The organism is Vibrio sp. PNB23_22_6, from assembly GCF_052877535.1.
In genome coordinates this window covers 73,222-86,371 of record NZ_JBNFXP010000014.1, presented here as the reverse complement: position 1 = coordinate 86,371, position 13,150 = coordinate 73,222, and the positions used below count along the sequence as shown (strand labels likewise).

General features: G+C 43.9%; 8 protein-coding genes. 4 read left to right on the top strand and 4 right to left on the bottom strand.

The genetic code is table 11. The features are described 5' to 3' along the window. Positions 1-33 precede the first annotated feature (33 nt). From ACVA54_RS12510 to ACVA54_RS12500, 3 genes are all read left to right on the top strand, one after another. Complete coding sequence (locus tag ACVA54_RS12510) at positions 34-1,566, top strand: NAD(P)H-hydrate dehydratase (protein WP_119464617.1); 1,533 nt, start codon at positions 34-36, stop codon at positions 1,564-1,566. Between the two features lie 486 nt (positions 1,567-2,052). Beyond that, entirely contained in the window at positions 2,053-3,096 is a 1,044-nt protein-coding gene (locus ACVA54_RS12505; protein ID WP_446649656.1) for a GMP reductase, read from the top strand. 733 nt (positions 3,097-3,829) lie between these two features. Further along, positions 3,830-4,162 carry a YnfA family protein gene (locus ACVA54_RS12500; RefSeq protein WP_065577358.1) on the top strand — a complete coding sequence of 111 codons (333 nt, stop codon included), beginning with the start codon at positions 3,830-3,832 and terminating at the stop codon, positions 4,160-4,162. Between the two features lie 96 nt (positions 4,163-4,258). Here ACVA54_RS12500 and ACVA54_RS12495 read toward each other — a convergent pair whose 3' ends face one another. Next, on the bottom strand, positions 4,259-5,611 hold the full coding sequence (locus tag ACVA54_RS12495) for a hypothetical protein (protein WP_446649655.1): 1,353 nt from the start codon (positions 5,609-5,611) through the stop codon (positions 4,259-4,261). A gap of 956 nt (positions 5,612-6,567) precedes the next feature. Between ACVA54_RS12495 and ACVA54_RS12490 the strand changes: the two genes are divergently transcribed. Continuing rightward, on the top strand, positions 6,568-9,417 hold the full coding sequence (locus ACVA54_RS12490; protein WP_446649654.1) for an Ig-like domain-containing protein: 2,850 nt from the start codon (positions 6,568-6,570) through the stop codon (positions 9,415-9,417). Between the two features lie 798 nt (positions 9,418-10,215). On the opposite strand, the gene ACVA54_RS12485 is transcribed toward ACVA54_RS12490, so the two are convergent. The 3 genes from ACVA54_RS12485 to ACVA54_RS12475 all read right to left on the bottom strand — a co-directional run bounded on the left by ACVA54_RS12485 (position 10,216) and on the right by ACVA54_RS12475 (position 12,898). Beyond that, the gene (locus tag ACVA54_RS12485) at positions 10,216-10,734 is read right to left on the bottom strand and encodes a lactoylglutathione lyase family protein (RefSeq protein ID WP_446581889.1); all 519 of its coding nucleotides are present in this window, start codon (positions 10,732-10,734) and stop codon (positions 10,216-10,218) included. A 500-nt stretch (positions 10,735-11,234) separates the two neighbouring features. Continuing rightward, positions 11,235-12,491, bottom strand: coding sequence for a Y-family DNA polymerase (locus ACVA54_RS12480; protein WP_446649653.1), 1,257 nt, complete (start codon positions 12,489-12,491; stop codon positions 11,235-11,237). After that, positions 12,491-12,898 carry a LexA family protein gene (locus tag ACVA54_RS12475; protein WP_119463962.1) on the bottom strand — a complete coding sequence of 136 codons (408 nt, stop codon included), beginning with the start codon at positions 12,896-12,898 and terminating at the stop codon, positions 12,491-12,493. The genes ACVA54_RS12480 and ACVA54_RS12475 overlap by 1 nt, the downstream gene beginning before the upstream one ends. Positions 12,899-13,150: the final 252 nt, after the last annotated feature.

Here is a 13,150-nt window from a genome sequence, read left to right as displayed (position 1 = left end):
TATTCTGTGTGCCTTCAAATACAGAATGTCTAAATGGACTTTAATCACGCTCTAAAGCTCTATACCGCAGAACAAGTTAAGAATGGGGAAGTCGTTGCGGCTCAAATTGCCGGCGTTTCTATGTACAGCCTCATGCTACGTGCAGGCATGGCGGTTTACGAGCGATTTCTTCATTTATATCCCCGCGCGAGAAATGTGCTGGTGGTTTGCGGTAAAGGTAATAATGGTGGGGATGGGTACGTATTTGCCACAATAGCAAAACAAGCTCAGCTAAATGTAAACGTATTTCAACTGGGTGATCCCACAGCCTTGACCGGAGATGCGTTAAGAGCGTTTGAAGATTGGCAATCCGTGGATGGTAAAAACAGCAGTTGGGACGATTGGCATACGGCTTTGCTTGAAGCGGATGTTATTGTAGATGCGATGCTCGGCACAGGCTTAAGTGGCGAGGTAAGGCAAGACATTCAGCGCTATATAGAGCAAATCAATCAAATACACTGCCCTGTAATCGCTGTCGATATTCCTTCAGGTTTAAGTGCAGACACAGGTGTTGTGCTTGGTGGTGCGATTCGCGCTGATCACACGGTCACTTTTATTGGTGTTAAGCAAGGTTTGTGTACCGCACAGGCAAGAGAACATGTCGGTGAGTTGCATTTTTCTGGCTTAGGCGTCAACGTTGCATTTGAGTCGGTGCAAGAGGAAAGTGCTTTAGGTATTGATCACCAGATTATCAGTCGACTGCTCCCCCGGAGAAAAGCCGCCGAGCATAAAGGGGATAACGGAAAAGTACTTTGTGTTGGAGGGAATCAAGGGATGTCCGGTTCTATTCGGCTCTGTGCTTCTGCTGCTCTTCGTTGCGGCGCTGGTTTAGCGGCCGCGATTTCTCATCCTGATTCCCTTATTCCGCTGCAAGTAAGTTGCCCCGAAGTAATGAGTCAGAGTATTACCTTGGAAGCGTTACAAGAAATGGAAAACGAACTTACCCAGCGCATTCGTTGGGCGGATGTGCTGGTGTTTGGGCCCGGTTTCGGTATGGATGAATGGGCGATAAATTCTTATCAAATGCTCTCACAACAATATAAGCCGAAGGTCGTAGACGCTGACGCACTTAACCTTCTTGCGATGTTGACGGACGGAGGAGCAACTGACGTCGCGATAGATGAATTTCGTATTATTACCCCTCACCCGGGCGAGGCAGCTCGCCTTTTAGGGGTAACCACGACGGATGTAGAACGCGATCGTTTTAAAGCAACAAAGCAATTACAGGAGCGTTATGGCGGCGTTGTCGTGCTTAAAGGTGCTGGTACGTTGATTTATGATGGAGTGCGAATGTATGTCTGTCTGGCTGGAAATCCAGGAATGGCCAGTGGCGGCATGGGGGATGTATTGTCGGGGGTGATTGGCGCTTTATTGGCGAAAGGGCTATCGAGCGTGCTTGCCGCTCGTTTAGGTGTGGTCATACACAGTTATGCTGCGGATATCAATGCACAACAATTTGGAGAGCAAGGTTTAATTGCCAGTGATGTTGTCGCCACGCTGAGGCAAGCGATTCACTCGGAATGCTAAAAGGTGAGCATATTCACTGTGCGGCAGAGACTCCCGCTTGTGCTTTCTTTGAATTTTAGTTGCTGGAATGTGACTCTTGTCGCAAATTTATCGCACTGAAAATAGCAGGCATTTTTACTGATTTGCGCTCGACTGCGTGTTTTTTGCTCGTTATTCTGAGGTTAGGGAAGATCGTGTGGAAACTTTGACGCAAAGGTTTGCGCAATCGATTGTGAGTTTCTGATAGATAACTTATTGAATTATAGAATGAAGATGATAGTTATCAGGTAAGTTGCAGTTTTTAATATGAACTTTACAAGATGGTATCACAAAAAAAATGCAAATATCAGACTTGTAGGAAAGAAATCACGACCTATAATGCTGAAAACCGGAGCGTCTGCCAACGCTCCGGTTTTTTTGTGTCCGAAGAACAGTGAACTCGTCTGCCAACGATTCCACTACGCACTCTGATATGACACATAATTTTATGAATCAAGGAATTACACAATGCGTATCGAACAAGAACTTAAGTTAGGCTTCAAAGATGTACTGTTTCGCCCGAAACGTTCTACCTTAAAAAGTCGTTCTCAAGTAAATTTAACCCGCGATTTTACATTCAAGCACAGTGGTCGTCAATGGTCCGGCGTTCCAGTAATTGCGGCGAACATGGATTCGGTTGGTAGCTTTGCAATGGCGAAAGCATTAGCAGAGCATGGTGTAATGACTGCGGTTCACAAACACTACACAGTCGATGACTGGGCTGAGTTTGCGAAATCTGCGGATAAAACAACACTCAACAACGTAATGGTGTCTACTGGTACGTCTGATGCGGACTTCCAAAAAACGAAAGACATCATGACGCTTTCTGATGAGCTTATTTTCATCTGTATCGATATCGCAAACGGTTACTCTGAGCACCTAGTAGAGTACGTACAACGCGTGCGTGCTGCATTCCCAGATAAAGTGATTTCTGCAGGTAACGTTGTAACGGGTGATATGTGTGAAGAGCTAATCCTAGCAGGTGCGGACATCGTTAAAGTAGGCATTGGCCCAGGCTCGGTATGTACCACACGAGTTAAGACAGGTGTTGGTTACCCGCAACTTTCTGCAATCATTGAGTGTGGCGATGCAGCGCACGGCCTAGGTGGCATGATCATCGGTGACGGTGGCTGTTCTTGTGCTGGTGACGTTTCTAAAGCGTTCGGTGGCGGCGCTGACTTCGTTATGCTTGGTGGTATGCTTGCTGGCCACGAAGAGTCAGGCGGCGAAATCATCGAGAAAGACGGCGAACAGTTCATGAAATTTTACGGCATGTCTTCTCAGTCAGCGATGGATAAGCACTCTGGCGGTGTTGCTAAGTACCGCGCAGCTGAAGGTAAAACCGTACTATTGCCATACCGTGGCAGCGTTCACGGCACTATCCAAGACATCCTTGGCGGCGTACGTTCAACGTGTACATACGTAGGTGCAGCAAAGCTTAAAGAGCTAACGAAGAGAACGACATTTATCCGCGTTCAAGAGCAAGAAAACAACGTATTCGGTAAAGAGTAAGTCGATTACTTTTCGGAAAATTTTGTAAAAACAACCATAAATTGATATTGCCTTTTCATGGTCTAAACTTAGGTAAGTTTACGACAAAATCGTGAGGAGGCAATATTATGTCTTCTCTACCTTCCCTTTCTACTGCTACCCTGATAGCGCTTGAAAATGCGTTTGACACTCCTGCTCGAAACCTACTCCAAACAACTTTAGACACAACACTATCAATTGAGTCTCAATTTAAGGGGTTGTTGTGCCTAAGAAATCATTCTCAAGTTTTCATAGGAAGTCAGTACTCCCCGAACCAAAACCTGACGCAAACAAGGTAGTCATTGACGCTAGTAGCCAAGAGGAGCTGACTTACCAAGATATTTCTGCATTTCCTGAGAAAATTGCCACGGAGATTACCTTTCGGCTAAACATTCTTCGTTTCTTAGGGCGGAAATGTGAAAAGATTGTTCCCAAATCAATTGAACCACATCGCGTAGAGTTACAGCGGAACCATGTTAGAAAAATACTCAGTGCGATAACCATTTATCGATGGTGGCTTGCTTTTTGGGGAGGGTTACACACCATCAAGACTAGATACAAAACTGAGCGACTTTCAATATTTGTAGTTATTCACCTATTACTAATTTAGTAAAGTCGCTGGCAAACTTATGTCCAATTCCGAGCTACAGCCGCATTAGCTCGAAATCCTGGTTAGGTATAGTGTCTACGGTTGCAACAAAGATAGGAGTCTAAGTTGTTAGAAATCAAAATATTAGGGCTTTTCTTTGTAACAGCAATTGCAGAAATATTGGGCTGCTACTTGCCTTATCTTTGGTTGAAAGAAGACAAATCTGTTTGGTTGTTAGTACCAGCAGCTTTCTGCCTTGCTTTATTTGCATGGTTATTGTCTTTACATCCGACAGCAGCAGGTAGGGTTTATGCCGCTTACGGTGGTGTCTATATTTTTGTGGCAATCCTGTGGCTATGGGTAGTAGATGGCATTCGTCCGAGTTTATGGGACATTGTGGGTGTTTCAGTCGCTATGCTTGGAATGGCGATCATCATGTTTGCCCCAAGAACCACATAACAAAAGACTAAGGTAGACTACCAACATTTGGTATTTTCATAGCCGTAGCGATCGATCCACGCTTGCTCTTTAAGTGTTTTACGCAATTGCTGCTCATTACAACGACTGCCATGCTTTGCTAAACCCATTCGCCCAAAACTTGGTGAGATGGGGCTTATTATCGACACTTAGTTCAACTTCCACCCATACCTTTTTCTTAAACTCTTTGACGAGCGTCTCCATCCCTTGGGCATCCTCTGGGATCGCATAGAGGCTGGTGCTGTCACTGTAAGCTGATTTCAGACACTCATAACGAAGTGAAATAGGCTGACCGTTGACTTGACTAGCAATGCCTTCCCAAGCTTGACCGGGCTTACAACTATGGTTGAAACGGATAAAAGCCCGTTTGTTGTTTTGCTTATCTCGATCGATGAAAACATCAAATTTATGGCGTACCGCCAAAAGCTCGCTTAGAGAGCGGTTTGCCAAGGCTTTAACCGTTGTAATTTGGCTGTCTGATAGTTTTTGCTCGCCACTAAAATTTTTTTTTGTGACGGCACTAGGAAGGGCATCAGCATTCTGAGAGAGCCAGTATGTGAGCTGTTTGACGTCGTCATGGCTTAAGTTGTGCAAAAACTCACTCTCTTTTGTTTCGAGTTGGCTCAGCCCGTAGACAAATTTGTCCATGGCTTGAATCTGTTTATTGACCTTTTTTATTTGGCGTAACTGTGTTTTCTCGGTGTCATAGTAAGGGTGGATGGGAAACGTTTCACTCACGGGGAAATACTCGCTGATAGCGAAAGGTCGAGTAGTGAAAGAGTGATCTCGGTCTGAGTGGTGCTGAGAGACAAGAAAGTTCTGAAAGAAAATTGAGCGAGTGTCGTCTACTACCACGTGATTGGTTTTCTGCCATGCTTCGTTGCAAGTCAGTGCTTCGCCTTTGAGTTTTTCGTTGAGTTGAATGGCTTTGAGCGTCTCAATCTCTTTTTGGTATTTCTTCTGCATTCTATCAAGGCTTGCTTTTATGTTATTCGCTTTGTCCTTAGTTTCTTTTGCCATTCGCATATTATTACGACCAGACTTGTAGTCATCATACTTGTCTTCGTCGTAGCAATAGTCAGCCAGTTTTTCCCATAACTGACGAGCTTTATCGAGCCCTGTTTCCGTTCGTTTTATCTGTTTTTGTAGCTCGAACAAGGATTGCTGATGTTGTTGAACCAATTGGAGCTGCTTCTGGAGTGAGTCGTAGAGCTGGCCATCGGTAATTGGGCTAGTGATGATATGGCCAACGAAGTCGAACTCATTGTAAATATCGATTTGTTGATTATGTGGATCGATAACAGCGTTGTAGGCGTTCTCATACTTTTTATACAGATCCACTCCTTTGTCCCAATTACTGGTGGTGCAATAGCCTGCTTGTAGTGTGCAACTAACTGAAAAAAGTAGTAGTGCAATAAGTGGTCTTTTCATCGGCCAACACTCCTTGTCGCAACGGTGACGTTCGTCGCTGCATAGCTGATACTTGTTAGATCGGTCAGGGTTATATTGATAGTCGTCACAGTATATAACGCCAAAACGAGACTCACTTTGGTATGTATCAATTATTCATACATCAACGCTATTGAATTTGATAATTAGACATTGATACCCTCCCAACTCTGCTGGGGAGACTAGATTGGTTTGCCATACCCCTGATAATTCGTCAAAGCTAAATTAGCAAAGCCACTGACAAGGTTTTGCCCCATTCCGAGCTAGGAGTGGTCAACTTAGCAAACAGACAGCGCTACGGTTTGCAATACTAAAACTAATCTTACAAGCTTACGACAATTAGCATTCATGGTTAACCCCCCCCCCACACTCATTTGTGGGGAAGCCTCAAAGACGCCGAAAATCAAGTTTTTTATCCATTTAGTGAGAGAAGTAAAGCGTACGTTTGTCCGTGAAAATTTGAAAGCTAGGCTGCTATAAAGAGAATTTGATCATTAGACGCAGCATCAATTCGATGAGCATCTTCTGATTTTTCTTTTAACACTTCATAGTGCCCAGTTTAGGCTGCCTCTGGTTGGGGGAAGTGGGCAGAACAACCTCGACTTGGGCGAATAAGTAAACGCGGTGACAAATACCCACGAACACTTTTGGTTCGTTGCGCGGGAGTAACTATCCCATCAAATTTCAAGAAGGCCTACTATGCCTTCAGCTTCGATACACCAAACCTGATTGATTCCTAACATTTTTTTGCAGGAAACTCACACAACAGCATTTTGTAGGAGTTATCCTGCTTTAACTTTGCATTATACTCTTTAAAATTAATTACTTATTAGACATTGAAACACTATGCTCAATAGTATGTTCATTAGCTGCCCCCCACCAAGTGTTTAATACTAACCAAAAGAAATACCAACAATACCAATAAAAAAGGATATTCCATGAATAAAACATTAGGCGCAGCAATGCTCCTTGTTGCTGGGTTTACTTTAAGCCCTATGGCCTCAGCTATTGCTGCTGAAAATGTAAATATTGACACTTCAGCAAATGAAAGTCAGTGGTGGAGCACTTATAGCGTTGAAATTCAAAATACTTCAAATCAAGCTATTGATATGAAAGAGTCTACCGTTGAGTTTCTACTTCCTAATGCTATCAACGATGTTAGTTTTGTATCTTCCGCGCTCTCATATCCGAGCTGGACGATTGAACATGAATTCACATCTGAAGGTGTTTATCACACTATCACCTATAATTTTGATGACGGTGCATGGGTTAAAAATACTCTTCCTCGTGATGGATCTTTCAGTTTCTCCTTTGGACTAAATAGCCAACTTCCAGATTTCCAATCGTTTGAAAACTCGATTAAATTCAATGGCTCAGGTGGTGGACAACCGCCAACACCAGAGCCAGAATTAGACTTATCAATTCTTTCTCCTATTGATGGACAAAAATTGGTATCCAATGAAGCAACCGATATTACGATTTCTGTTGCTGGTGAAAGCGCGTCAAAAATCGAATTTTGGGTCGATGGCAGTAAAATTGCCGAGCAAAATGTCGAGCAAGATAAAACAGATTACTCGCAATCTTGGACACCAAATGAACTCGGTTTTGCAACCATCAACGTGCTTGTGTTTGATGAGAAAAACCAACAACTCAAACAGCAATCTGTCACGGTTGAAGTGGAATCTGATCACGATTTCTCAGCACCAGAAGTTCGTTTCATTACACCAGAAAATGGCGCTACTTTTAATAAAACAGAAACAGTATCTATCTCTGTTGATGCGTTCGATATTGATGATGACCTAACCTCTGTTGTTATCGAAGCTAACAACGTTCAAATTTGTGAATTTGACGCTAAGCAAGCTGAGCATTTTGCTTGTGATTGGCAACCGTCTCAAGCAGGCTCCGTGACACTAAACGCCATCGCCACCGATGACCAGAAGCTGACGAACACGACAAGTGTACAAATTACGGTTACGGAATCGAGCAGCAGTTGTGGTGATGTCTCACCATACCAAGACGGAATCAGTTACCAAGTTGGCGATCGCGTTTCAAATGTTGGCGAAGTCTTCTCGTGCACGGTATTTGGCTGGTGTGGTAACCCAGTATGGGCTCCAGGAACTGGACATCCTAGCTACCCTGATGCTTGGAAAGATGCTTGGCAATCAGAGGGGCAATGTGATCCAAACGCGTTACCTGAAATTGGTTTAGAAACGCCTTCCAACGGTAATCGCCTATCTCCGAATAAATCTTTTGATGTCATTATCAATGCGGTTGATGAAGATGGCGAAGTCGTAAAAGTAGAAGCTCTGCTTAACGGTAAGGTTGTCGCAACAGCTACGCAACCAACATCAGGCAATCAATATAAACTGACAGTTCCAGGTCAGGCTGAAGGTGCTTATGAATTAGTAACAGCAGCTTATGATGACAAAGGTGCATCAGCGGCAACTGCACCAATTACATTAGCGATTACCGACCAAGATCTTGTGGTTGGACTGACTTCTCCAGTTGATGGTTCAAAATTCACGCAGGGACGTAGCATTAAACTTGCCGCTGACGCAGAAAGCTTCATTGGAGCGATTCAGTCAGTGACTTTCAAAGTAAATGGAACGGAGCTAGTCACACTGAATAAAACACCATACGAATATGAGTGGGTAGGTGCACAAGAAGGTATCCACACCATTGAGGCTATTGCCATCAATACTGAAGGTGACACTCTAGCAAGCCCAGTGTCGACGATTGAAGTACAGGAAGCGAAACCAGAAACAGGTTTACGTGATAATCCAGACCGCTCAATTACTTATTTGACGTCGTGGGGACTGACAAATATTGAAGAACTGCAAAACTCTCAAGGTGATGCATACTTCTTGTCTTTTGGTAAATGGGACTCGAACGGTAATATCCAAGTAACGGATGGAATGATTGAACCAAGTTACAACGACTCTTGGATGGCTCCAGGCTACCAGTCATGGACAGAACTAAAGCATAGCCACCCCAATAAATCCATGATGGTTGCATTTGGTGGTCAAACGCATGAAAGTATGTGGGCTTATATGGACTCTCCAGCTGCACGCGAGTCGATTGCCAATGGGCTTGTTAAAATGATGAACAAGCCTTATCCAGTGTATAAGAAAAACCTTAAACCAGAAGAGATGGTTGGAGAATGTCTTGCGACGAACTGGTCTGGTGAGTGTGATTACAGCAAGTATCAACTTGCTGGCTATGTAAGTATTGATGGCATCGATTTCGACTACGAAAAAGCCGCACGCCTTACAGAACAAGAGAACCGTAACTTAGAAGCGTTGATTGATTTGATTCGTGCCAAAGTCGGTAAGAGTAAGCTTGTCTCTTTGACAACTTACCATGTAGGTGCCGACCCTGTTGAGTGCGCAAATCCAAGCGTTATAAAAAACTGTTCATTCATCGAGACAGATCGTTCTAGCCACCATGGTGAAGTTATATCACTACTTCAAAATACGAAAGATAGCGTTGATTTCTTCAACGTAATGGCATACGACGCGGGTAAAAACTTCAAGTACGATGTAGCTATGGCAAACTATGCCAAACACGTTGGTGACCCATCAAAAATCGTGCTTGGTGCAACAATCAATAGCCAATGGGGGCCAGATGGCCGTTTTGTTGAAACCCGTGCAAATAATATTGAACGAGCAAAATGGCAGAAAGCTCAAGGATACGGCGGTTTCTTTATTTGGACGCTAGGCTCAAACACTGAAAGCCTTTCTATGCAAGAGCAAGTTGAATACTTCAACGAAATGATATCTCACAACTAAACCATCGCAAAGAGGCGCTGTCTAAACGAAGCGCCTCGTCTTTACTAGTCCCTGTAAATGATTCTGTGGGTTCTGTAGCAAATTTTGCTAAAGACGTAACAGGGCCATCCTTCTCACACAATTATTCTGCTAGAACGTAAAATAGCTCAAAGGCAGTGTCACCTTCAATTTGGTCACGTTTCAACATCGCCCATGACTCTCTTAAATTGGCATTCAACATATAACCGTACTCAAGTCTTACGCTCCATTTAAAACAGATAAGAATCCAAATCCGTGACAGGGGAGAGACTGCGCTCAACAATGATCTGCTCCAGCCAAACTGGACTCTTACACTAAGCGATTTTCCGATACCAAAAGTTATCCGTACTTTTCCAATTTAAGTGATTACTCTAAGAAGGTTTTGCCCCATTCCTTGTTTCGACTGATTCAGCACATCCACCACCAAAGCTTCATCTGACTTACTTTTCCTAATCCAACTATGTGACCAAATTCACTGTGCCACTACACGATTAGCGTCAACGGAAAAATAACGGTTAAAACCTGAAAAAATTCTCTAACTGGATTCATAGTAATCGCTTAAATAAACATAAAAAGAATCCATGAATTTTACTAATTTAACGGGGGCGGATTAACAACCACACTTGGCTATCAGTTATGCAGAATTTGCACAGATGCTTGAATTGCTAAGTGGGCTGTACGAGCATATCGGCAATGTTTTCGCTTAGCTGCATACACAAACAAAGCCGCCTAAGCGACTTTGTCTAGTGTGACTGTTTCGTTTAGTGGATGGGCGCTCTTCTAATATGCGCCCGCAGAATAGTGCAACTCATAACTGTGGCTATAGATTTCGAGAATGTTGCCAAAGGGATCTTCCATATAGATCATGCGATATGGCTTTTCTCCTGGATAATAATAGCGGGGTGCTTTCATACGCTTTTTGCCGCCGGCCGCGACAATCTTTTCTGCGAGTCCCTCTACATCAGGGTCTTGCACACAAAAATGAAAGATACCAGTTTTCCAATACTCAAAGTTATCTTCTGGGCTTTCTTGATCTTTAAATTCGAAGATCTCCACACCCACCCGGTCACCAGTAGACAAGTGAGCAATTCTAAACCGTTCCCATCCTGCACCAAATACATCGGTACACATTTCACCTATCGCCGAGTCATCTTCAAGAATCTCGGTGGGTTTCATGATCAGATACCAGCCTAGAACCTCAGTATAAAATTTTACTGCCGCATCTAAATCAGGAACGGAAATGCCAATATGGCTAAAAGATCGCGGATAGGTATGGTTGGTGTTCGGAGGGGTAATCATTGTTGGCATCTCCTTGTGTTTTGTTAGGAAGCATTCCACTAACAAAAGATAGACCAACTAGAGCGATATAGGTGGGCTATCTTCTAACTTTGCTGACTTTTCCTCTGAAATAGCTCTTCTTGGGACTGTGAAGAGAGACTTTGAGTTTGGTTTTGTTGGAGGAGCAGATGTCGTGAGTGAAAGTGAGAAATGGTATAACAATAAAAAGTCATGGTTCGCTTTTGCTGTTGGTTTCAAATTTTCAAACATAACAAATGTAGTGGATGATTGATTTCGACCTGCTCATTAGAGGCTTTGCTATACCTCTGGTAATCCGTTAAGCACTAATTTAGTAAAATCTATAAAACGTTTATGTCCAGAACCTTTACGGGGGCGCTTCTGATCCGCACCACTAGTGTTGGACACACCAATTAAGAATTTTCCATACTTGAGCTATTTGATGTGGTGCTAAATTAGCAAAGTTCCCGAAGTGGTTCTGTCAAAGAGTTTTCTGAAATACCTCAACACTGAACCTTGGGCAAATCCGCCCAGCGCGTAGTGTACTGCGGCGTTAAAAACTGACGCCGCATTTGCCATTTCTGCTCAATCCCTTGGGCGCCTAAAAACACCGTGTTCTGCCCATAACGCTGATTTAAGCCATCAAATATCGACATCAGTGGTGCATTGTTTGGGGTAGGGTTAAACAGGTCTGCTTGCTCTTGGCGCCCATCAAGCAAATCCAACAACCCAACGCCCACTTTATAAAAACGCACACCCTCAGAGAATAACTGGTTAGCGAACTCCGATACGACCTTAGAAATTTGCGTCACATCTGCAGTTGGGTAGGGGAAACGATGGATCATGCGTTTACTGTAGGGAACATCATCAAACGGTGAACTAGAAGCAAAACAGACCAACACCTTACACAGAGAACCTTGTTGCCTTGCCTTGCGTGACGCAATTCCGGCATGCTGACACAGCGCTTCACGTAACGCGATTTCATCAATGATCCGCTCACCAAAACTGCGCGTGGAGAAAATCTGCTTTTTATCTGCTCTTGCTTCATCCCATTGTTTGCATACTTGGCCATTTAGCTCACGCACCGTACGCTCTAACTCCACATTAAACACCTTTCGCGCTAAAGGGGCAGGGTAGTTGGCCAACTGCAATGCCGTTGTTATACCAAGGTGCTTTAAATGCAGCGTAAGCTTTTTACCAATCCCCCAAACATCATTAACAGAGAGCTGCGCTAACACCTTTTCTCGTTCGGCTTTGCTGTCCAGTACACATACGCCACCATAACCGGCAATCTTTTTAGCGGCATGGTTAGCGATTTTAGCCAGCGTCAACGTTGGCCCCATACCGACACAAACAGGTAATCGACATTCTCGCCAAACCGCTTTACGCAATAACTTCCCGTGTTCACGTAAACAAGAGATCGCAGGAGCACAGCGATGAAATGATAAAAAGGATTCATCAATTGAGTAGACATGTTGCTCTGGTGCAAAGCGCCCAATGACCTCCATCATTTTTGAAGAGAGATCTGCATAAAGCTCATAATTAGAAGACAACGCCACCACACCACGCTGCTCGCAGAGAGATTTCATTTGAAAGTAGGGTTTGAACTTCTCGACACCGGCCTCTTTTGCCTGACGGTTAGCCGCCACGATACAGCCATCATTATTAGATAGCACGATTAACGGCTTACCACGCCATTCAGGTCGAAAGACTTGCTCTGCACTGCAATAGAACGCATTGGCATCGACTAGGGCGAACATCACTCTTGCCTTAATAAGTGGCTTGCTCGGTGGCAACGAATAGAACGAATCACCACACCCTCAACCGAAAAGGTATCGCAATCTTGCACCAGAACCGGCGCATGAACCGGATTAGCTGAAAGTAACTGGCGATGCTTTATATCAAGCAGTTTGCAGACAAACTCACCGTTTAAGTTCGCCACGATGACATCCATATTATTGAGTGCTACATGGCGATCCACGATCAAGATATCACCATCAAAAATACCGACGCCTTGCATCGAGTCACCACTGGCACGCCCTAGAAAAGTCGCACTTGGATGCTCGATCAATAACTCATCGAGATCGAGAGATAGCTGGCGGTACTCAGCAGCAGGAGATTCGAAACCGGTGATACCGGCACTGGCAGAAATAGGAATAACGTTCATAAATGGCACTGTTTATATATACAGTGTTATTTTGGTTTAAAATAGGCAGTTTGACAATAGCAGCCAGTTCGATTGTGCTTTTAGTAGGCAAAGGGGAAGTCTAGCCAAACTAATTCACTGTGAAATGACAATGTTCAACTCACAATACCTGACCTTTCCCCCAAAGTGAGGGGTTGAACATGTTTTCTAAATTCTTTGAATTTGACTTATATTTCCTCATGCTAGCACTTTAGCTAAGTGTTCAAGTTTTCC